The organism is Capnocytophaga sp. oral taxon 326 str. F0382 (assembly GCF_000318295.1).
GTDB classification, from domain to species: Bacteria; Bacteroidota; Bacteroidia; order Flavobacteriales; family Flavobacteriaceae; genus Capnocytophaga; species Capnocytophaga periodontitidis.
In genome coordinates this window covers 1-20,886 of record NZ_KB291404.1, presented here as the reverse complement: position 1 = coordinate 20,886, position 20,886 = coordinate 1, and the positions used below count along the sequence as shown (strand labels likewise).

At 39.1% G+C, this 20,886-nt stretch carries 27 protein-coding genes; 14 read left to right on the top strand and 13 right to left on the bottom strand.

Features of this window, described 5'->3' with window-relative positions; all coding sequences use genetic code 11:
* Positions 1 to 2 precede the first annotated feature (2 nt).
* Positions 3 to 554 carry a hypothetical protein gene (locus tag HMPREF9073_RS06795; protein ID WP_009750756.1) on the top strand — a complete coding sequence of 184 codons (552 nt, stop codon included), beginning with the start codon at positions 3 to 5 and terminating at the stop codon, positions 552 to 554.
* A 4-nt stretch (positions 555 to 558) separates the two neighbouring features.
* On the opposite strand, the gene HMPREF9073_RS06790 is transcribed toward HMPREF9073_RS06795, so the two are convergent.
* Positions 559 to 4,527 (bottom strand): hypothetical protein, encoded by a 3,969-nt coding sequence (locus HMPREF9073_RS06790; RefSeq protein WP_157453501.1) that lies wholly within the window; start codon positions 4,525 to 4,527, stop codon positions 559 to 561.
* A 26-nt stretch (positions 4,528 to 4,553) separates the two neighbouring features.
* On the opposite strand from HMPREF9073_RS06790, the gene HMPREF9073_RS06785 reads away from it, so the two are divergent.
* The 13 genes from HMPREF9073_RS06785 (at position 4,554) to HMPREF9073_RS06725 (ending at position 14,330) form a co-directional block, all read left to right on the top strand.
* On the top strand, positions 4,554 to 4,820 hold the full coding sequence (locus HMPREF9073_RS06785) for a DUF4134 domain-containing protein (RefSeq protein ID WP_369699435.1): 267 nt from the start codon (positions 4,554 to 4,556) through the stop codon (positions 4,818 to 4,820).
* Between the two features lie 3 nt (positions 4,821 to 4,823).
* A complete protein-coding gene (locus HMPREF9073_RS06780) occupies positions 4,824 to 5,174 on the top strand; it encodes a DUF4133 domain-containing protein (RefSeq protein ID WP_009750754.1) in 351 nt (116 codons plus the stop codon).
* Positions 5,164 to 7,653, top strand: coding sequence for a TraG family conjugative transposon ATPase (locus HMPREF9073_RS06775; protein WP_009750753.1), 2,490 nt, complete (start codon positions 5,164 to 5,166; stop codon positions 7,651 to 7,653). Before HMPREF9073_RS06780 ends, HMPREF9073_RS06775 begins: the two co-directional genes overlap by 11 nt.
* A 40-nt stretch (positions 7,654 to 7,693) precedes the next feature.
* Positions 7,694 to 8,323 carry a DUF4141 domain-containing protein gene (locus HMPREF9073_RS06770; RefSeq protein WP_009744749.1) on the top strand — a complete coding sequence of 210 codons (630 nt, stop codon included), beginning with the start codon at positions 7,694 to 7,696 and terminating at the stop codon, positions 8,321 to 8,323.
* A 10-nt stretch (positions 8,324 to 8,333) separates the two neighbouring features.
* The gene (gene traJ, locus HMPREF9073_RS06765; protein WP_009750752.1) at positions 8,334 to 9,320 is read left to right on the top strand and encodes a conjugative transposon protein TraJ; all 987 of its coding nucleotides are present in this window, start codon (positions 8,334 to 8,336) and stop codon (positions 9,318 to 9,320) included.
* 28 nt (positions 9,321 to 9,348) lie between these two features.
* Entirely contained in the window at positions 9,349 to 9,972 is a 624-nt protein-coding gene (gene traK, locus HMPREF9073_RS06760; protein ID WP_009389087.1) for a conjugative transposon protein TraK, read from the top strand.
* Positions 9,969 to 10,274, top strand: a complete 306-nt coding sequence (locus HMPREF9073_RS06755) for a hypothetical protein (RefSeq protein WP_009389096.1) — start codon at positions 9,969 to 9,971, stop codon at positions 10,272 to 10,274. The genes traK and HMPREF9073_RS06755 overlap by 4 nt, the downstream gene beginning before the upstream one ends.
* On the top strand, positions 10,237 to 11,643 hold the full coding sequence (gene traM, locus HMPREF9073_RS06750; protein ID WP_009750751.1) for a conjugative transposon protein TraM: 1,407 nt from the start codon (positions 10,237 to 10,239) through the stop codon (positions 11,641 to 11,643). Before HMPREF9073_RS06755 ends, traM begins: the two co-directional genes overlap by 38 nt.
* Positions 11,644 to 11,737: 94 nt before the next feature.
* Positions 11,738 to 12,649: a conjugative transposon protein TraN gene (gene traN, locus HMPREF9073_RS06745; protein ID WP_083866081.1), complete on the top strand. Its 912-nt coding sequence runs from the start codon at positions 11,738 to 11,740 to the stop codon at positions 12,647 to 12,649.
* 5 nt (positions 12,650 to 12,654) lie between these two features.
* Positions 12,655 to 13,224, top strand: coding sequence for a conjugal transfer protein TraO (locus HMPREF9073_RS06740; RefSeq protein WP_232212905.1), 570 nt, complete (start codon positions 12,655 to 12,657; stop codon positions 13,222 to 13,224).
* Between the two features lie 18 nt (positions 13,225 to 13,242).
* Positions 13,243 to 13,674: a TraQ conjugal transfer family protein gene (locus HMPREF9073_RS06735; RefSeq protein ID WP_009750748.1), complete on the top strand. Its 432-nt coding sequence runs from the start codon at positions 13,243 to 13,245 to the stop codon at positions 13,672 to 13,674.
* Positions 13,675 to 13,767: 93 nt separating this feature from the next.
* Positions 13,768 to 14,052 (top strand): helix-turn-helix domain-containing protein, encoded by a 285-nt coding sequence (locus HMPREF9073_RS06730; RefSeq protein ID WP_016419923.1) that lies wholly within the window; start codon positions 13,768 to 13,770, stop codon positions 14,050 to 14,052.
* Positions 14,049 to 14,330, top strand: a complete 282-nt coding sequence (locus HMPREF9073_RS06725; protein ID WP_009750747.1) for a helix-turn-helix domain-containing protein — start codon at positions 14,049 to 14,051, stop codon at positions 14,328 to 14,330. The genes HMPREF9073_RS06730 and HMPREF9073_RS06725 overlap by 4 nt, the downstream gene beginning before the upstream one ends.
* A 184-nt stretch (positions 14,331 to 14,514) precedes the next feature.
* Here the strand turns inward: HMPREF9073_RS06725 and HMPREF9073_RS06720 are convergent, their stop codons facing one another.
* From HMPREF9073_RS06720 to HMPREF9073_RS06665, 12 genes are all read right to left on the bottom strand, one after another.
* Positions 14,515 to 15,360, bottom strand: a complete 846-nt coding sequence (locus tag HMPREF9073_RS06720; RefSeq protein ID WP_009750746.1) for a PRTRC system ThiF family protein — start codon at positions 15,358 to 15,360, stop codon at positions 14,515 to 14,517.
* 2 nt (positions 15,361 to 15,362) lie between these two features.
* The gene (locus tag HMPREF9073_RS06715; protein WP_009750745.1) at positions 15,363 to 16,085 is read right to left on the bottom strand and encodes a PRTRC system protein B; all 723 of its coding nucleotides are present in this window, start codon (positions 16,083 to 16,085) and stop codon (positions 15,363 to 15,365) included.
* Position 16,086: 1 nt separating this feature from the next.
* On the bottom strand, positions 16,087 to 17,250 hold the full coding sequence (locus tag HMPREF9073_RS06710) for a hypothetical protein (RefSeq protein ID WP_009750744.1): 1,164 nt from the start codon (positions 17,248 to 17,250) through the stop codon (positions 16,087 to 16,089).
* A gap of 95 nt (positions 17,251 to 17,345) precedes the next feature.
* Positions 17,346 to 17,564 carry a PRTRC system protein C gene (locus tag HMPREF9073_RS06705; protein WP_009744763.1) on the bottom strand — a complete coding sequence of 73 codons (219 nt, stop codon included), beginning with the start codon at positions 17,562 to 17,564 and terminating at the stop codon, positions 17,346 to 17,348.
* Positions 17,565 to 17,591: 27 nt separating this feature from the next.
* Positions 17,592 to 18,089, bottom strand: a complete 498-nt coding sequence (locus tag HMPREF9073_RS06700) for a PRTRC system protein E (protein ID WP_009744764.1) — start codon at positions 18,087 to 18,089, stop codon at positions 17,592 to 17,594.
* 14 nt (positions 18,090 to 18,103) lie between these two features.
* Positions 18,104 to 18,775, bottom strand: a complete 672-nt coding sequence (locus HMPREF9073_RS06695; protein WP_009750743.1) for a hypothetical protein — start codon at positions 18,773 to 18,775, stop codon at positions 18,104 to 18,106.
* 45 nt (positions 18,776 to 18,820) lie between these two features.
* Complete coding sequence (locus tag HMPREF9073_RS06690; RefSeq protein ID WP_009750742.1) at positions 18,821 to 19,036, bottom strand: hypothetical protein; 216 nt, start codon at positions 19,034 to 19,036, stop codon at positions 18,821 to 18,823.
* A 19-nt stretch (positions 19,037 to 19,055) separates the two neighbouring features.
* Positions 19,056 to 19,289: a hypothetical protein gene (locus HMPREF9073_RS06685; RefSeq protein WP_009750741.1), complete on the bottom strand. Its 234-nt coding sequence runs from the start codon at positions 19,287 to 19,289 to the stop codon at positions 19,056 to 19,058.
* 6 nt (positions 19,290 to 19,295) lie between these two features.
* Positions 19,296 to 19,502: a hypothetical protein gene (locus HMPREF9073_RS06680; RefSeq protein ID WP_009750740.1), complete on the bottom strand. Its 207-nt coding sequence runs from the start codon at positions 19,500 to 19,502 to the stop codon at positions 19,296 to 19,298.
* On the bottom strand, positions 19,499 to 19,945 hold the full coding sequence (locus HMPREF9073_RS06675; RefSeq protein WP_009413226.1) for a hypothetical protein: 447 nt from the start codon (positions 19,943 to 19,945) through the stop codon (positions 19,499 to 19,501). The genes HMPREF9073_RS06680 and HMPREF9073_RS06675 overlap by 4 nt, the downstream gene beginning before the upstream one ends.
* Positions 19,946 to 19,974: 29 nt before the next feature.
* Complete coding sequence (locus HMPREF9073_RS06670) at positions 19,975 to 20,409, bottom strand: single-stranded DNA-binding protein (protein WP_009413225.1); 435 nt, start codon at positions 20,407 to 20,409, stop codon at positions 19,975 to 19,977.
* Between the two features lie 25 nt (positions 20,410 to 20,434).
* The gene (locus HMPREF9073_RS06665) at positions 20,435 to 20,770 is read right to left on the bottom strand and encodes a hypothetical protein (protein WP_009413224.1); all 336 of its coding nucleotides are present in this window, start codon (positions 20,768 to 20,770) and stop codon (positions 20,435 to 20,437) included.
* Positions 20,771 to 20,886 lie beyond the last annotated feature (116 nt).

The following is a 20,886-nucleotide window of genomic DNA, read 5'->3' as shown; positions in this document are numbered from 1 at the left end:
TAATGGAAAAGATTATCATTTTACTACTTATCGTGGTGATTTTGTTGTTGCTATCGGACAAAATGCCTATAACACTTTCTAAAAAGAGAGCTTCCCAAGCTAAAGCTACCCCTATACCCAAAACACCTCCTTCAACATCGGTAATGGGGGAAAGCAGGTTTGTGCCTCCTGCAAAGGTAGCTACTACAGCTATCCCCTTAACAGAAAAAGAGCAACAGGATATTCTGACAGAATGGGAAGAGGAACCTATCATAAACCTTGAAGATGAAGAAGAGGATTTGCGCAGTTATCGTACAGAGGCAGAGGACAATGATTTTGCTACAGGACTTTCGTTTGAGGACTTGGAAAAGGTAGCTACTTTCCTCTCTGAGGACAAAGAAGAGGTTACCACCGAGAACATAGAGCTACTGCAAAAGGTAGAGGGTACCAGCTTATTAGAAGCCATAGAAAAAGCCTTGCCCCAAGCGACTCTTAAAGTAAGTACGCTCTTGGAGAAGGCGTTGCCTAAAACTGTAGAGAGTAAAACGGAGTTTGATATTAGGGAGTTTGTGTAATATTTTATGTTATAAAATACTCTTCATCTTTCTTTTTTTCCTGAATAATTCGTTTGCTTAACTCGTTTATATTCTGCTGTGCCCATTCTGAAACTATAGGATTACTATTGTCCACAATGCTTTCAAGTAATTTTTTATTAGATTCAAGTAAGGGTACAATAGAACCTGACCACGAGAAGCTATTCATATTGGCCTCTAATCCGTGAAGAACCTCTTTTATACTTCCAAATTCATCTATTAATCTTTTTGCAATAGGATTCCATTCAGTTCGGTCTTCATTATATATAGGAACTAATTCAGCAATAAGAGTAGGTGCAATAGGTTGATTCTTATTACACCAGTCTATAATTTTCTCAATATTATTATTAAATAATATATCCTTTTTTGTATATATATTATTAATATGCTCTCCTAATAGCTGCTTTATCCCCCAGAATTTCATATATCCATCATGCTCATTGATTATAGCAGAAGATATAATTGCCCAAGTGCTATCAAAATAATCACTCAATGCAATTTCAAATATGCTTCTATATGGTTCCAAACTAAGTGCAGTATCCCAGTTTATATAATTGATAATATCGTTTACCACAAATGAACATAATTTCTCATCTTTTTCTTCGTTTTTAAGAATATTTCTTATATGATTAAAGTATTGAAAGTTATCAATGTTATTATTCCATTGTACTCCTATTTTATATATACACTCTTTCAAAAAACCATCTATGACAATTTGTTTTTCAGCATCTTGAGTACGAATAGAACTTAATAGCTCAAAAATCATTATATACCCCTGTATCTCATAATTTAATAGCTTATTTTGTAAAGATTCAATCTCTTGTATACTGAGTTTTTGTAAAGCCATCCTATACTTTAAATGCCCTAAATAACTAAACAATTGAGGGTGATTATCTATTAATTTAAATAATTGATCAAAGTGCTCAACTCCTTTCTCATCATTAGCAACAAAAATAAACAGAAGATAATTTAAATACGATTTTTCTCCTACTTTTTGATAAAAATATTTCTTAATTTCTCTTTCTGATTGCTCAATAAAGCCTAATAGAATTGAATAATCAAACAATTCTTCGCCTAATTCTTCTGCTATTGATAATGATATATTAATAAATTTTTCACTTTTATCTATATTATCATTAAAAAAATCACTTATTGATTTGCCAAAATATGATTGATATATTACATAGATCCCTCGCTCTCTTTTGTAGAGTTTAGATAGAAGTTCTCTTTGCTCTACTTCTTTAAACTCCATAAAAACCTTGGCTAAAGAATACATTCGTTCCTTTTCTTTCTCTTCAAACTTTTCAAGAGAGTAGTTTTTATCATAGAACTTATCATAACTTCTAAAACGAGTCATAAAATCTTTTGATAATTCTTCTATAATCTTTTGTAAGTGCGTTCTATGTTCTTCTAATATTTTATTACCTTCAAAAGCTAAGGTCATTCTAATGCTATCTAATCCTTCTTGCCAAATTCCATTTTTTATAGCGATAACATCATCTATATATGGTAGTACTATAGCTATCAAACCTATGTTAGTCAAACCTCTAATGGAATCAGCAATAATTTTACTTACTTCATCTATATATATACCTTCACTTCTAATAAGATTGATAAGTTCATCTAATATACTGTTATAGTATTCTGATATTTCTACATCATATATAGGGGCATAATCTTTTAATTCATCTATTCCTTGCCTTTCTGCACCTTTCATTCTTACAAAATGGTTAGTTGTTAAACCAGAAGCCATTGCTTTAATAGCTAATTGGGTAAACTTTTCGTCTTTCATACCTAACCCCCATTTGATAATCTTTAATCTCTCCTTTAGAGAAACTTCTGTCCCAGCTAAGAAAATATGAAATAATTGTAGAAATTGCCCAGTTGCATTATTAGCCCACGACTCATTCTCTGCAACCGCAAGTCTATACAATATTTTAGTACTATTAGCGAACGTTTCCTTACCAAAGCATAGCTTTTCTAATGTCCATATTATATTTCGTCTTCCTTCTTTAAATTCTAATAGCTCTTCTGTTTTTTTATTGTTGAATTGTCTATAAAGGTTATCAGATATTGCTACTGGATTCACTTCTACAAATGAACGGAAGAGGCGTGAACCCAATTCAGTATTTAAAACTTCCGTACTATCAAAAGGGGAGTTTTCTCCTACTATTGTTTCAATTATCTGTTTAGCATTATCACTATATTTTAAATACTTAAGCTGTTCTGATAATGAATCAATTAAAATCGTATCATGAGGAGAGTCAAGTTCTTGTATTTCTTTAATTATCTCATAAAACTTTTCTTTGTCAGTATTCTCAAACCATTCTTGTGCCAATAGGATTGCTAAAGGAAAAGGACGCAGTGATAGATAACGTCCTTTTTTTTCAAATATCTCTCTTTTTTGATAATGTTTAACTAATTCCTTGAATGTACTGTTCCTAACTTCATCGGTGTCATTAGATATTGTCAATTTTTTATTGTTAATGATAAATTGATACTGTTTAGATAAATCTTCTTCATATCCAAATTTGCTAAATAAAGAACAAGACCTTAATATAGCTCTACAGTTCTTAACACTTGCTTTCTCTCCTAAAATCTTATCCAATAATTCCTTATTATCTATGTCATCTATAAGTTCACCATTTTTAATACTTCTTCCTAATAGAATGGCCATAAAGGGGATGCCATCTGAAAACTCTTTTATCTGTTCAATTTTATTCTTATCTAATCCCTTAAACATTGATGAGATAATACACTCTGTAATATCAGAAAAATCTTTTTTTTCTATGACAAAATATTGGGTATTTCCAATCTTATTTAAGCTATATTCTTCAGGGTTTGAATCAATGGTAATTAGTGTAAGTCCTCTTGTTAAATGTTTTGCAATTATTTTATGTTTATCAATATTACAGTTGTCAATAACTAAAATAGCATCTGATTTATTTTGGTTTACTTGAGACATAAAATAAGAAAAATCAATCTCACTTGTGAGATAGTTATAGTCTAAATATAATATTCTATTTGAAAGTAATATGGATTCTTGATTATTTTCTACTTTCTTGAATATCTCAAATAAAATTCGAGTTTTTCCCATTCCAGGAAGACCTGTAATCCTAATTGGTAGTTTATTAGGATTATTAATTTCCGTCATTATAATATCTCTAATTTCTTTTGTCTTCTTATTCTCTATAAACTCACTTTCTATACTTATTTCATCTCTCCATTCTCTCCATTGTTCCCAAGTTTTAAAAGGTCTATATTTATTTTTTTGTTCTTCAAGAATATGTTGTATAATAGTTATCAATGCATTTTTTAAATTACTAATTAATCTTTCTTTGATGCTTTCAATTTCTTCTTCATTGTTATTTGAATATTTATATTTAATAGGATATCTTATATGTTGTATATCAAAAGGTAATTCTTCAGGTTCTCCATAAAAAGTATTAATTACTCCTATAATTCTTTCTTTTCCTAATGCATTACGTGCAACTCCATATTCAAACATGACATTATTATTAGAAAAAAGTTTTTTCTGTTCTTTTTTATTTACTATAGATAGATCCGCAATAAATATATCTGAATTTGGAATTCTTTTTTCAACAATAGTATCAGCTACAGATGGTGATCCTGGTTCCCCATTTATCCCATCTTTTATATCAAACTCAATAGTTTGATAAAATTCTTCTTCTTTAATCTTATCTTTAGTTTCGTTAATACATTCCAAAATAAAATTATGATTGTATTTTGGATCTGTTGTTGATTGCCATGAATAGAATATTGTTATTTTCATAAAGTCTTTAATTGTTAAAATTCCACCCTGCAAAATTACAAAAACTTTTCCATATACAACCATATTAAGCCAAACCCTACCACTTTCATTCTCCTCATCTCCTATTCCCCTACCTTTGCCCCAAATTTTAAAATAACAGATTATCAATGAAGCGAAAATCAATTCTAAAACGACTCCTTCTGCTGACGATGATAGGAGTTGCACAATTTTCCATTGCTCAGGGCAATGGCGTAGGAGGTATCAACGAAGCTACCCGTATGGTTACCTCGTATTTTGACCCAGCTACCAAGCTCATCTATGCCATAGGGGCTGTGGTGGGACTCATCGGTGGGGTGAAGGTGTACAACAAGTTTAGTAGTGGCGACCCCGATACCAGCAAAACGGCTGCCAGTTGGTTTGGGGCTTGTATCTTCCTAATTGTAGCTGCTACTATCTTGCGTTCGTTCTTCTTATAGATTATGGAGACAAAAAATAGCTATTCTATCAACAAAGGCATCGGCAGAAGTGTAGAGTTCAAAGGACTTAAAGCGCAATACCTCTTCATCTTTGCAGGGGGACTGCTCTCGGTGCTCATCTTGGTGATGATCCTCTACACGGTAGGAGTCAATTCTTTTGTATGCTTGGGGGTAGGCGTTAGTATGGTCAGCCTTGTGGTTTGGCAGACTTTTTCACTAAACCAGAAATACGGTGAACACGGCCTGATGAAACAAGCAGCTCGCAAACGCCACCCCAAATACCTACGCCACCAAAGATCACCACGCCAATTTATTCGTTACCCTAAACCTAAAACAACCCTCAATGAGAAATAGTTCTAAAATCAACACCTTAGAGAGTAAGTTCCCTATTCTTGCCATAGAACAAGACTGCTTGCTCACCAAAGAAGCCGACATCAGCGTCGGCTTCGAGGTGCAGCTTCCAGAGCTCTTTACCATTTCGGGTGAGGACTATGAGATACTCCACTCACTTTGGCATAAGGCTATCAAAGTATTGCCACAGTATACCATTATCCACAAACAGGACTGGTTTATCAAGGAACAATATGAACCTGAACTGCAAGGAGAGAACCTGAGTTTTCTCTCTCATTCGTACGAAAAGCATTTTAACGAACGTCCGTTCTTAAATCACAGATGCTACCTGTTCATCACCCAAACCACCAAAAACCGAATGAGAGCCCAAAGCAATTTTTCCTCCCTTTGCAAAGGAAACTTCTTGCCTAAGGAGCTCACTAACCGAGAACACGCCACCCAGTTCTTGGAAGCGGTAGCGCAGTTAGAGCGTATTTTAAATGACTCTAACCTGATAAAGCTCCGTCAGCTCAAAACAGAGGACTATATAGGCACTCCACACAAAAAGGGACTCTTTGAGCAATATCTCAGTCTTTCCACTGATGAGAAAGAGAGCCTGCAGGATATATGCCTCTCTGCCGAGCAAATGCGCATTGGCAACCAAAGACTCTGTGTGCATACCTTATCAGATACAGAAGACTTGCCTTCTAAGGTACAAGCCGATAGTCGTTACGAGCGACTCTCTACCGATAAGAGCGATTGCCGTTTGTCCTTTGCAGCTCCTGTGGGCTTGCTACTGAGTTGTAACCATATCTATAACCAATATCTGTTCTTGGACAATTCGGAAGAAAATCTCAGACAGTTTGAGAAATCAGCACGCAATATGCACTCGCTTTCAAGATACAGCCGTAGCAACCAAATCAATAAAGAGTGGATAGAGCAATACCTCAATGAGGCACACTCTTACGGACTTTCGTCTATCAGAGCGCACTTTAATGTGATGGCGTGGTCGGACAACCCACAAGAGCTTAGGAGCATTAAAAACGATGTGGGTAGTGCTTTGGCGTCAATGGAGTGTAAGCCTCGCCATAACACCATTGATACGGCAACTCTCTATTGGGCAGGTATAGCCGGCAATGCAGCCGACTTCCCCAGTGAAGAGACTTTCTACACGTTTATAGAACCTGCCTTGTGCTTTTTCACTCAGGAGACCAACTATCAAAGCTCTTCCAGTCCTTTCGGGATTAAGATGGCCGACAGACTCACAGGCAAGCCTATCCACTTGGATATCTCCGATGAGCCTATGAAAAAAGGGATTATCACCAACCGTAATAAGTTCGTCTTAGGACCTTCGGGGAGTGGCAAATCCTTCTTCACGAACCACTTAGTAAGGCAATATTACGAACAAGGAACACATATCGTTTTAGTAGATACAGGGAACTCTTACCAAGGAGTTTGTGAGCTTATTCACCATAAGACTAAAGGCAAAGATGGGATTTACTTTACTTATACCGAGGACAATCCCATTGCCTTTAACCCTTTCTACACCGATGATGGGGTGTTTGACATTGAAAAGCGAGAGAGTATCAAAACACTGATACTCACCCTTTGGAAGCGAGACAATGAGCCTCCTACACGTGCGGAAGAGGTAGCCCTTTCCAATGCAGTGAACCTTTACCTACAATTGGTAAAAGACAATCCCTCGCACACACCTTCTTTCAATGGCTTTTACGAGTATATCAAGAATGACTACCGAGCTATACTACAAGAGAAGCAGGTAAGAGAAAAGGACTTTGACTTGGCTAACTTCCTCAACGTGTTAGAGCCTTATTACAAGGGAGGTGAATACGACTATCTGCTCAATTCTGACAAGGAGTTAGACCTGCTCTCCAAACGCTTTATTGTCTTTGAAATTGATGCGATTAAAGACCACCCCATACTCTTTCCTGTGGTTACTATCATCATTATGGAGGTGTTTATCAACAAAATGAGACGCCTGAAGGGTATTCGCAAGATGATTCTCATCGAAGAAGCGTGGAAAGCGATTGCCAAAGAAGGAATGGCGGAGTACATCAAGTACCTATTCAAAACCGTGCGTAAGTTCTTTGGAGAGGCAGTGATTGTAACCCAAGAGGTAGATGATATTATCCATTCACCTATTGTAAAGGAATCTATCATCAACAACTCCGATTGCAAGATATTGCTTGACCAGCGTAAGTATATGAACAAGTTCGATGCTATCCAAGCGATGTTAGGGCTTACCGAGAAAGAGAAGTCGCAAATCCTATCTATCAATCTCTCCAACGACTCTCGTCGCAAATACAAAGAAGTGTGGATAGGCTTAGGAGGCACACACTCTGCGGTGTATGCCACAGAGGTAAGCCGAGAAGAATACTTTGCCTACACCACCGAAGAGAGTGAAAAACACCAAGTGATGGAACTCTCCGAGAAGTTAGACGGCAATTTGGAAAAAGCCATCGTACAAATGGCTAATGGACTGTAATAAATTAATAATCATACGTAAATCATAATAATTAAAGTCAATGAAGAAAATGTTATTAACGGGGCTTTTTGCTATAACTATGCTGGCAAGCCCCAAACTAAGCGCACAATGGGTAGTAACTGACCCGACTAATTTTGCTCAGAGCATTATCAACACTACCCAGCAGATAGTGCAGACCTCCTCAACAGCTAAGAATATGCTCAACAACTTCCGAGAGGTGGAAAAGCTCTATAACCAAGGCAAGGAGTATTACGATGCTCTGAAAAAGGTAAATAACTTGGTAAAAGATGCCCGCAAAGTACAAGAAACGGTGCTACTGGTGGGCGACATCTCCAAGATGTATGTAACCAACTTCAAGAAGATGAGCCAAGACCCGAACTTCTCCTCTCAAGAGTTGTCGGCTATTGCCAATGGCTACTCCAAGCTCTTGGGTGAAAGTTCTAAGCTGCTCAAAGACCTGCAACAAATCGTCAATAGTTCTTCGCTATCGATGAACGATAAAGAACGTATGGACATTATCGACAAGGTGCATAAGGAAGTGAAAGAGTACTATAACTTAGTACGCTACTATACCCAGAAGAACATCTCGGTAAGCTACCTACGAGCTAAGAAGCAAAACGATGCGCAAAAGGTACTCTCACTCTATGGAACGGAACTCAAATACTGGTAAAAACTGATAAATGGAAAATCTACACCAAATACTTCGTACTTTATACGATGAGATGATGCCCCTAACAGCTCAGATGTCTGCCATAGCCAAAGGCTTAGCAGGCTTAGGGGCACTGTTCTATGTGGCAATGCGTATATGGCAAGTCTTAGCTCGTGCCGAACCTGTGGATGTGTATCCCTTGCTCCGTCCCTTTGCCATAGGGCTGTGTGTGATATTTTTCCCTACTCTGGTGTTAGGAACAATGAATACAGTGTTAAGCCCTGTGGTAACAGGTACCCATAGCATCTTAGAAGGACAAACACTCGATTTGCACAAACTACAAGAGCAAAAAGACCGATTAGAGCGAGAAGCACAATTGCGCAACCCCGAAACTGCCTATCTCGTCTCGGATGAAGAGTTTGACAAAAAGATTGATGAATTAGGTTGGATGCCCGAAGATATGGCTGTAATGGCAGGAATGTATATTGAAAGAGGGATGTATGACCTCAAGCAAAGCATCCGATCGTGGTTTCGTGAGCTACTCGAAATGCTCTTTCAAGCAGCCGCTTTAGTGATTGACACCATACGCACTTTCTTTCTTGTGGTGATGTCTATTTTAGGACCTATAGCCTTTGCCATTTCGGTATGGGATGGATTTCAATCTACCTTACTACAATGGGTTACCCGCTATGTAAGTGTCTATCTATGGCTTCCTGTATCCGATTTGTTCAGTGCTATTTTAGCACGTATCCAATCCCTTATTTTACAACGAGACATCGAACAACTCTCCGACCCGAGTTTCATTCCTGATACTACCAACACAGCCTACATTATCTTTATGGTCATTGGTATTATAGGCTATTTTACCATTCCTACTGTGGCAGGTTGGATTATACAAGCAGGAGGTATGGGTAATTATGGTAGAAATGTAAACCAAGCTACCTCTAATGCAGGTAATATAGCAGGTGCAGGAGCTGGCTCTCTTTCAGGTAATATTATAGGTAGGTTAATGAAGTAAAAACAAGTCTAATTGAATACTAAAATTAATGGAATTTAAAATCTTTAGAAACATCGAAAACGGATTCAAGCAAATCCGTATGTATGCCATAGCCTTTGCAGTGCTTTGCTCAGGCGTGAGTATCTTCGCTGTAGGCTATGCCTATTACTTTGCCGAAAAACAGCGCGAGAAAATCTATGTGTTAGACAATGGTAAATCACTAATGCTGGCACTCTCTCAAGATGAGAAAATCAATCGCCCTGTCGAAGCTAAAGAACACGTGCGCAGGTTTCACGAACTCTTCTTCAACTTAGCCCCCGATAAAAAAGCAATTGAAGACAATACCAAACGTGCCTTCTTTATGGCTGATAAATCTGCCTTTAACTACTATAAAGATTTGGCTGAAAAAGGCTATTACAACCGCATCATCTCTGGCAATATCCTCCAAAGGGTAGTCATCGATAGCGTGCGCTGTAACTTTAATAGCTATCCTTATCAGGTGGAAACCTTTGCCAAACAGTTCATCACCCGCGCCAGCAACATCACCGAAAGGAGTCTTATTACCTCTTGCAGGTTGATTAACTCCGTGCGTTCTGATAACAACCCTCAAGGATTTATCATCGAACAGTTCAATGTAATAGAAAACAAAGACCTTAGAACCGTAGAGAGATGATAGCCAAGATCCAAAGAGAGATACATTCTCTAAAAAAGCAAACCCAAAGCTATTGTCAGGGACTTTCACCCTCACAAAGAAAACGCTTGGTACTCTTAGCTTTTGCAGTCTACTCGCTACTTACTCTTTTTATACTATGGCACGCTTACCAAGAGTACCACCAAGGCGAAGCCCCTGCCATACAGCATATTGACAACAAGGCTATTGTACCTACTGAGGGGAATACCCCAAAAAAGGATTCGTTAATTTTTAAACAACTTAATAATGGAAAAGAACACACCCCTTCCAGAGCAAAACGGTAATACCCCTGCCTCAGATAAGGCTAACGCTCCTTCTTCTACACCAAGTTTCTTGGTCAGTGAAGAAGAGGAAAAAGCCCTCCAAGAGCGCAATGAGGAAAAAGCCCTTGCTAAAAAACAACAACTCAAGAAAATTGTCATCTATGCCCTAATGGGGATAATCTTCCTCGCTTGTATGTATCTGCTTTTTGGTGGCGGAAGTGAGCAAGAGCAAACACAAGTAGGTATCAATGAGGCAATACCACAAGCTACCGAAACTCTCTTGCCTTCTGACAAGGAAAAAGCCTACGAAGAAGCCCTCTTAGAAGAAAAAGAAGCTGATAAAAAAGCCTCTCTCAATGCACTGTCTGATTATTGGCAAGAAGACGAAGGCGAGGAATATCCTGAAGCTATCGAGGAGGAAGAAGAACCCACTCCGCGTTATCGCAAGGCTACCCCTAATGCCTTTGAGCGTTCCGCTCAGTCTTATCGCGATATTCACCAGACTTTAGGCAGTTTCTACCAAGACAATAGTGCTTACGAGGAGCAACAACGACTCAAAGAAGAGATAGCCTCTCTTAAGTCTCAACTCTCCAATAAGCAAGATCCTACCTCTATAGATGCCCAAATGGCATTGATGGAAAAGTCTTATGAAATGGCTTCAAGATATTTGCCCAAAGGACAACAGAACCCTTCAATGATGGGGGGTGCAGGCTCGCAAGAGGGCGAGGGAAACAATAGTAGCGAAGCTGATAATGCAGAACAGAGTAAAAACATTGCTCCTGTCTATACTCCAGAGGAAAAGGTAGTCAGTCGTTTGCCCCGCAAGCAGTCCGAGAAGGAGGCTCTGCAAGAATGGGTAAAGGAGCAACAGACCTCTTTTTTCAATGGCGAGAGCTTTAAGCCACAAGGTAGTATCCTAAAGAATAGCATTCGCGCTTGTACACATATCGAACAGCTATTAGGAGAAAACTCAAGGGTGCAGCTAAGACTTTTAGAGCCTATACGAGTAGCAGGCATACTCATTCCTAAAGGAGAGCTGCTTACAGCCTCTGCTAAAGTGAGTGGTGATAGATTGTTACTCACCGTAAAATCCTTAGAATACAAGGGCAAGGTAATTCCTGTCTCTATAGCTGCCTACGACATCGATGGGCAACAAGGGTTATACCTGCCCGCTTCTTCCGATGCCAATGCCTTTAGAGAGATAGCAGCAGGAATGAGCAAAAGTTCAGGGAGTAGCTTTACCTTTAGCTCTTCCGCCAAAGACCAAATTGTCTCTGAGCTGAGCAAAGGGGTCGTACAAGGAGGTACGTCTTATCTTTCTAAAAAAATTGCACAACCTTCCATAAGGGTTAAAGCAGGTTATCAGCTCCTGCTTATCTCTAAGAAATAGCCTTTCAGACAAACCCATAAACACACAACAAAGCACAAAACAACACAATTATTTATTTTTCAACCTATTAAACACACTTAATATCATTTTATTTATGCGTAAATTACACTTATTTTTATCAGTAACAATGCTTACTGTTACCGTGCAAGCCCAGAATGAGGCAAAGGAAAACACAACTCTCAGTACTGAGAAAAAGGAACTTTTAGCACAATCAGGAAAGGTAGTGCCGTATCCTTTGCAGGTGGCTTATGACCAAACAACCCATCTTATCTTTCCTGCTTCTATCCGCTATGTGGATTTAGGCAGTGAAAACTTAGTAGCTGACAAGGTGAAAGATGCCGAGAATGTACTAAGGGTGAAGGCAGCTAAAACAGACTTTACCGATAGCACCAACCTATCGGTCATCACTCAAGACGGAGGCTTTTATAGCTTTGAGGTAAGTTATCATACCACGCCACAGCCTCTTACCATTGATTTTGGTAGAGGAATGCCCCAAGGCAATAATGTGAAATCGGATATTCTCTTCTCTGACACAGGCTGGGAATCACCTGCGGTAGCACAAATTATTATGTCGTCTATCTATCATCAGAAGAAGAATTACATCAAGCATATAGGTTCGGAGAATGCAGGTATACAATGGCTACTAAAAGGCATCTATGTACACAATAGCAAACTCTATGTAGATGTGCAATTGTCCAATCGCTCTAACCTGCCTTTTGAAGTAGATTTTATCACTTTTAAAATCATTGATAAGAAGACCACTAAAAAGAGCATTGTACAAGAAGTGCCCGTTGATCCCTTGCGCGTATACCAACCTATATCCCTGCTAAAGGCTCATAAAGAAGCTCGCTCAGTGTATATGTTAGACCAACTCACCCTCTCTGATGACAAGGTTTTGCGGGTAGAAATCTTTGAAAAGAACGGCTCTCGCTACCAATCGTTCCTCATCACTAACGAGGAGATTATAGCCGCTCGCCCTATCGAACAGTTTAACCTTAAATTTTAATGCCAATGGTAAGAATTATCACTTGTATTTGTCTGTGCTTTTTAGGAGGCTCCATTGCCCAGGCACAGCGATTGTTACCCAAGCAAAAAGGTATCTCGCTCTCTTGGGTCGCACCCGCAGAGGCTTTTACTTCCTCTTTTTCTGATGATTTTGGGGTGCAGTTAGGCTATAGTATCAATGCTAAAAGGGGTAACTACAAGCATTTTTCCCTTGAATATCAAAGGCGATTGTACCCTTACAAGAGTCTGAATATACCCGTTGAGAGGTATATAGGTGCAGGAGGTTATAGCTTTGCCTTGATCAGTGACAGCAGTAAAACGGTGGCTTTGAACTTAGGAGCAGAAGCTCTTTTGGGCTATGAGGTAGTCAATCACAGCAAAAGCCTCCTTCCTGATGGGGCACTATTAAAGAACGAAAATAATTTTCTCTATGGCGCACAAATTGGCTTGCAGGTAGAGACTTACCTAAGTGATCACTTTTTAGTGCTTTGCTCTGGCAAAGTAGCAGCTCTGTGGGGAAGTTCCTTTGAGCTACTGCGTCCCTGTGCTACTGTAGGACTGCGCTATATGTTTTAACCTTTAAAAGACAATACGATGAAGAAAATAAATCAGAAAATTGTAATAGGACTCATCGCAATGCTATGTGTGAGCCTATTCACCTCTTGTAAAAAAGAGTTGGACGTACAACAAAATTTCCCTTTTGAGGTAAAGGTATTGCCTGTGCCTAAAAACATAGGTAAAACCGATATGGTGGAAATACGCTGTGAGTTGCGCTCTCCCTACCAATACGATGAGAACCGCTATTTTATTCGTTACTTTCAGTATGAGGGAAAAGGAAGTTTGCGTACCTCTCCACAAGGAGAAGTCTTACTTGTTAATGATGTTTATCCACTTGCCTCCAAAGGAGCGTTTAGGCTTTACTACACTTCTGCCTCAGAAGCTAACCAGTCTTTCTCCGTTTGGATAAGCGACTCCTTCGGCAATGAACAAAAACTTGATTTTGAGTTTAATGTGAAGAAAGAGTAAAGATATAAAGCCAAAATCCTCCTTTCTCTTCCAAAACAAGCCTACTTTTAAAAGTGGGCTTGTTTTGTTTTACCTTTGCGCAAAATAATGCAAATGGAAGTAGTAGTTATAGAAAAATCTGTTTTTGAACAGATACAAAAAGATGTACAGCAACTCAACAATTCTCTGCAAGTGGTAATGGATACTTACAAAGGTATTTGGCAAAAAGAAAAGTGGTTGGACTCTCAGGAGGTTTGTCTGCTTTTGGGCATTAGTAAGCGTGCTCTGCAGTATTATAAAGACCAAAAACTATTACCTTTCTCTTGTATCCACCGCAAGAACTATTTTAAGCGTAGTGATGTAGAACAGCTTTTAACCTCTAACCTTCAAACCCGATGAACTTACTCACAGAGACACACCAGGAACTAAGCTCTTACCTAAGTCAGCTTGAAAACCTTAAACAGCAAATGGACTTTATCCTTAAAAACTTCCGTCCTGTATTTGACGGCGAGGTATTTCTATCAGGAAAGGAGGTCTGTGAGCTGCTGCATATCACCAAAAGAACCCTACAGCAATACCGTGATGATGGGCTATTTCCTTATATCCAAATTGGTGGTAAAATTCTCTTTAAACAAAGTGATATTCTAAAAATTTTGGAGGCTAACTATAAGAAATAGCTCCTCTTTTTATCTTTAATGGCTTTCTTATAAGGCTTCTCTTTATCCTAAACTAACAAAAAATCTATCTGTAAGGTCTTTCTTTTGCTTCTTTTCTTTCTCAAAGAAAAGAAGGTCGTGAGCCACGACAGGCAATTAATAGCACTGACAAGCAGTCATAAAAAATGCTTGTCAGTGTTGTTGTTTATACAGCTAAGGGTTGTGTACGAAAGTCTTTGAGGTTGAGGAAAAAGCCTCTGTAAGGAGTGAGTCCTTCTCTGAATAAGTTCCAAAGTAGGGTGCTTCCCATTTGTGAGAGAGTGGCGTTGATGAACAAATCTTGCTTGGTTAAGGCTTCAGCAAGGGAGCAACTTGGGGTATTTTCATTATGCTCGGATTGCGTTAATAATTCTCCAAAGGCTTGGGTAACAGTAGGTAGGATATCTATGGGAGTAAAAGTATCACTATGAGGTTGCTCAATGGCTTGTAAAGTACCTAAAATCACTTGCCCTGAATGGGTGCTGTTGCCAAAATCTAACCAATACTTAGGGTTGTTGTGGTAGTGATGGGCTCGTTCTAAATGAGCGAGTACTTCCCCAATGTCAAAGCGTGCCTTTGCGCTATCTACACACGAAAGGTAAATACTTCCTCTCATTGTTTCTTCTTCAGAGGGAAAGGTCTCAATGCTGAATAGCTGTGTTTGCGCTCTCCAATCTGTACCAAAAAAGCGATTGATACGGCTTATTAGAGCAGTGGATTTGTACATTCCTAACTCACAAGCCGAAAAAAGTTGTCTGCCGAGATTAGCTGGGCTTACAAAGTCGTTGTCCCAAAGGGTTACCGATAATCCTGCGTGTCCTAAAGCAACCAAAGCGTGGTTGATACGTGCTAAAGCAGTGGCTACTTGTGAGCCTGTGCCTCCTGCTCCTATCAGATGTACTTTAATAGGATTGGTAGCATTGAGCAAAGCAGTATCAGTAAAATGTACCCGCTCTTTGTGTGTTTGGACAGAGGTGTTGAAAGGGTTGAGGATGTTTGTACTCTGTTTCATTGTTATAGGATTTGTTGTAAGGTGAGGTGATTGGGATTGAGCAGTTCGCAAGGGAAAGGCTTATTACTATGAGTGAGTTCCTGCCAAAGGCTTATTAAGGGTATTTTGGTTATAGGATATGAGCCTAATTGATGAGAAAAATAGCTATTGAAAAAATAATCTTCCCATTGGGTGATAAAGTCTTCTAAGCAAGAGGCTTTACGCTCATTTACCTGCACAGACCCCATACACACATTGCCATTTTCATGGACGTTGAAAAAAGGCGCATAGCACAGAGGTGTATTAAGGTGTGGCTTTTGGTTTTTGGCTAAGGCATATATCCAAAGGCTCTTGGGGGTAGCTTTCCACAACAGAGGAGGTAGACTTACTTCTTTGTTTTCTATAGCAAGGGAGGAGGCAAAAAACAACTGCTTTTTTTGTGCTTTAGAGTACCAAACAGCTTGCCCCTTACCTTTATGGGATAGATGGAGCACCCTGCGAGGAATAATACCTTTAGAGATTAGAAAGGCTTGTGCTTGCTCTTTTTGGCAGGTGAGCGTTTTGGCAAGTGCTTGCGCTTGGTCGAGGGTAAGCGGTTGTGCGCTTGTAGGGTTACCATTGTTATCAAGGTGTAAGTACTCTACATAACTCTGTGGGTTGTAGCGGTTACTGTCTTCGTAAAAAACAAGTGCCGATGTAGGGCGATATACTTCCCCTACTTCTGGGGTGAGGTCTGTGTATTTCATTTTAAATGCGGTTTAAAAGGGTTATAAGTTCGGTTAAGAGAGGAAAGAAACGCTGTTCAAAATCAAAGTTAGCAAGGGGTGTTGTGCTGTTGAAATGTTTGTAAATGGTAGGGAGTTCTATCTCACTGCATTGGGAGTATTCTCCATTGAGCCAATCTAAAAGATAGGTATGGAATAGGTCGCTTTGGTCTTCATAGACAAAAGATAGGTATTTCTCTACTTCAAAAAGTTCCTCTTCACCTTGCTCATAGTCCTCTGCTCTGTGCAAATGGGTATAGATAGAGTGATTAGGAAAATCTTGCCACAAGGTATAAAAGGCTTGTGAGAGGGCAAGGCATTCGGCTTCTAAATCATTCTTAGGAATAAATCGGTTTTTGCGTATTTGAAAAAAGTCTAAATGGCAAGGGTTTCGTATCTTTTTGGAAAGAATAGCACCTATTTGTTGTGCCTGCTTTAAAAGGTGCAGGAGGTGCTCTCTTTCCGCTATTTCTTCATAGTCTTGGCTAATACAATCCTGCAACATTTCATAGGCATAAGCCACAAAACAATCTTCTTGTACATAGTTTGCTATAAAAGCACGTTGGTTTAGGTAGGCATATACCGATAAAAATAGTTCATAAAGTGGTTTGTTTTTATGTACTTTCAGAAGTCTATAAAGCGGTTGCAGAGGGACAAAAAACACTTCGTTGGGCAAATAAAAACGTTCTTCGCAAGAGAAAAAAGCATTGCCATTGGGAGCTTTCAATACTTTTAGTTCACAGAAAGTGCCTTTGGTATCTCTCTTTTTGATTTGCTCTTGGCTGTAAGAAAGGGCTAAGGCAATCCCACAAGAAAGGTCGTACTGCTCTATGGGAAAGGGAGTAAAGCCGTAATGGTCTGCCATTTGAGCAAGGGAACGCTTGAGAGTAGTTTTTAGCTGTGCTTGCTCCTCTCCACTAAAAATGATGTGCTTGCTTGAGTGATACACTTTAGGAGGAAAGGTCGTTTTTAGAAAACCATTGGCAAAAGAGTTTTCGGGGCTACTTGTTGCTGTTCTTGACGTATCTGTGAGCGGTCTTTTGGGCGTTGGACTGCTTTGGAAAACTCTCTTAACCTGCGGTAGAGTTCTCTCTGTGCTTCGCTTTGTATGGGTGCGAGGTTTTGTTGGGATTGCTGTTGCATACATTTTTAGCTTGTTTTTAGTTTTTTGATAACGTTTTTAGTTTTAAGCCTTGTTTTAAGCTGTTTTACAAGGCTTATAGCTTTAGAATTAATAGAGATTTAGCCTTTTGTACCCATTGTGATTTGTAGGGGATAGACAACGCTGTCTCCCTCTACGTAAGGTGTGCCTGCTTTGGCATTGGTGAGCAGGGGGTAATGGGTGCTGTAAAAATTCTTGACTTGCTCTACTGACCACGATGGATTAGGGTCGGCAAGATGAATAGTTTGTCGGTTTTCTTCAAAGACAAACATTCTTTTCAGTTGGGTAGCTATGAGCATAACAATACTTTTTTTAGGGGTTAATACTTATTCTTCAAACAAGGTAGGGGCAAAGTGTGTGGATAGTTCTGACCTTTTTTTGCGGATTTTATCGGCATAGTTAGGGAACTCATCGGGAGGAGGTAGTTTTGACCACGCTTCTCGGTACTTGCCCTGTGCTTCTAAATCAGCTACTTTTTTCATAGCCTCATCGTATTTCTTTTGTTGTTTCTCGGCTTTTTCTTTCTCCATAGCTGATTGCCTTTGGGCTTGCTTTTGCGCCTCGATGTACTGCTCCATATTCACAAGCAGAGACGAGGTTTCTTCTAAGGGTTGGGTGATGCTTTGAAAAAAGCCTGCATCTAATTCTTCGGCAGTACCTCTAAGTACTAAGGGAGGCAAAAGGTGCTTGGCAGGGTCTGAACATTGTTCATTCTCAAGCAATACCGATACAACAAGCTGGCTATTTGCTTCTTGAGTTATGACTAAGTGTAGTTTGCCTTGTATGGCTAACTGAGCAATTTGATTGAAAAAATGGGTTTCCATTGGATACTTCGTTTTTAAATTGATACTTCTGTTATATTGATTTTTTGCATTAGGTAGTCGCTGTAATATCCGTCTTTGGTAAATAGATATTCATTTGTAATAAGGCTATTAGCAATAGCTTCGTCACCGATAAGTGTTTCATAACTATTTCGCAAACTACAAAATAGGTGGTGATTGATATTTTCTAAACTCTCTTGTAACCATTCCTTTAGAGTGTTTAAGGTTTCTTCTATACGTTTGTAGGTTTTATCGCCTAAAAAGAATTGGATTTCCAAATCTATATAATAACCTTGTTTAGGAATGTTAGTAAGTGCATAGTAGTCAATAGCACCAACTTCTATTAATTTGACAATTCTTTTAGGGATAGGGCAATTGTCAAACTCTAAGAGCAAGTTAGGGGCAATTTCTCTCCAACGCTTTTTAGAAATTCCATCTATCATTTTAGGAATATCTATGTAAGAGAAAAAACAGCTTCCATCACTTTGAGAATAAAAGCCATTAAAAAAGATTTGTTTAGGGTGTACATCAATACCGATATAGGTGCATAATGCTACAAAATCAATAAAATCACCCTCCCACCAATCTACATTATCTACATTGATGTATCTAAAGTGTTCTACGGCTTTTCTTTGAGAGGTTATAGATAACTCACTATAGGGAAATACATTTATGTTAAGTGTCTTCATTACTTCGTTTTTAAATTAATACTTCTGTTTTTATATCCTTATCTTTTAAGGGGCTTTTTTAATAGTGTTTTCAGTGTGATAACTCACTATGTAGCCGTTTGCCTTTACGATAGCTTCTAAGGCTTGTCGGGCTTTAAGGGTTGCCTCTCGGTCTTGGTCGCTAAGGTTCATAAAGTGCAGTGGTTCAAAAGTTCGGATGATTATCCCTATATAGGATAGGGCTTGGGTGTCGGTTGCTAAGGGTTGTTTGAGGGGTTTCATTGAGATACACTTTTTTAGGTTAAACTACTTCTTGGAGTTCTATCTCAAACTCAATGCTTCTTTTGCTACATTGGGTTTGGTCGTACCATTGCAAGTTGGTTAGGTCGTCTTGAGTAAAGGGTAGCTTGTACCGCTTGCAATAGGCTTTTATCACTTCGATTGCTTTGTACTTGCTTGTGCATACTTGCATAAGGACACGGCTACTCATATAGTGCCAGCTATCGGTTTTATAGACTAAGTAAACGCTTTCCATAGGCTGTTAGGTTTTATTAAGGGTTGAGTTTTGGGCTTCTTTGAGTTGCTTTAGTTTAATATATAAGTCCTGCCAATAGGCTTTTAGCCTCTTATCTAACGCCTTGTGGGTGCTGTCAGTATGCTTATAGCCTCTAAAGCTATCGGCTTGCGCTAAGGCTTTATCAAGGTCGGTTACCTCTATAGGTGCGCCATTGAGGTCTGTTATTATCATTTTTCAAAGGTTTTAAAAAGTTCATCAAAACGGATGTCATCTGTCCAATACTCATCGGAGGAGTATTTTCCATAGGCTTTTATATAGAAATCATCGTATCGAGTAAATACGCTTCGGTAAATATCCAAACGGCTTTCAGGCGTATTGAAAGAGGCTAATTCCTCCTCAGTGAGTTCCACAAAAGCCCAAGTACGTTCTTCCAAAAAGGATAAATCGGGCTGTTCCTCATCGCTGAGGGTATAAAAGTCGGTTCTTGCCTCATAGAAACTAAGGTTCACAAAATCGGGGTCGCTCTTTAGGGTAGATACTTGTTGGGCTACTTTTTTCACTTTCTCAAGCCATTGCTCGGTAAGGCTGATAAGAGCAAAGTCGCAACTATCCCATTCGCTATTGGTATAGGCACGCACCAATAGGTGTGTTGTAGGTGTTTTGCTGATATTCATTTTCTGTTCAATTTTAAAGGGTTATACATTTAGAAAGGTAAATCGTCCTCGTCTTCCTCTGCGACTTGCCCTGCTGTGACTTGGGGCTTTGGCAAAGGTGTTATGGCATTTGCGTTATTTGTCTCACTTGCAGAGGTATTAGGTGTTACTTCTGCTTTCTTGCTAAAGTGGAATTTGATTTTGGAGGTGTGAAAGTTCAAGCCTGCTTGAGGCTCTCCCTCACGATTGAGCCACGCTCTTGCCGATACTCGTCCTTCCAATTCAACCAATGTGCCTTTGGTAAGATACGGAGCAACTCCCGTACTGAGCCAATAAGCACAGTCAAAAAAGGAGGTTTGTTGTACGTTTTCACCTGCTTTGTTTCGGTAGTTGTCGTTCACTGCTACAGAGAAATTAACGACTTGTTTGCCATTTGATAGGGTTTGTACTTGTGCATTTTCGGTAAGTCTTCCTACGATATTCATAAGCGTTCTATTTGTTATTAGGTTACTAAATTTCTACTATTAGGTCTATACGCCCATAAAGATAGGCACGGAGGCTGGTGCGGTCGATAGCATAGTATTCATACCAAGTATTATACTGCTTTACAATGAACTTTCTCAGTACATCGGAAAAATCAAATCGGTAGCCCAATAAGGGGATAGCATTTCTGAAAAAGCAGTTACTATTGACCGCTTGGGTAATCCAATTTTTCTCTATTCGGTTGAGTTTCTCACCGCTATTGAGCTTTACACGGAGCTGATAGACTTGGCAGTCTTTCAGATGCTCTAAGGGACTTATTTCGTGAGACACGAATTTGGTTGCGATACAGGGTTCTTTTTTCATCTTGTTGCATTTTAGGAGTTTTATACGGCTTTACGGCTTGTTTGGACACGATACGCACGATTTTCGGCTTTTAGGTTGTCTTTTTGAAATTTTTTATTCGACAATGGGAGGAAAAG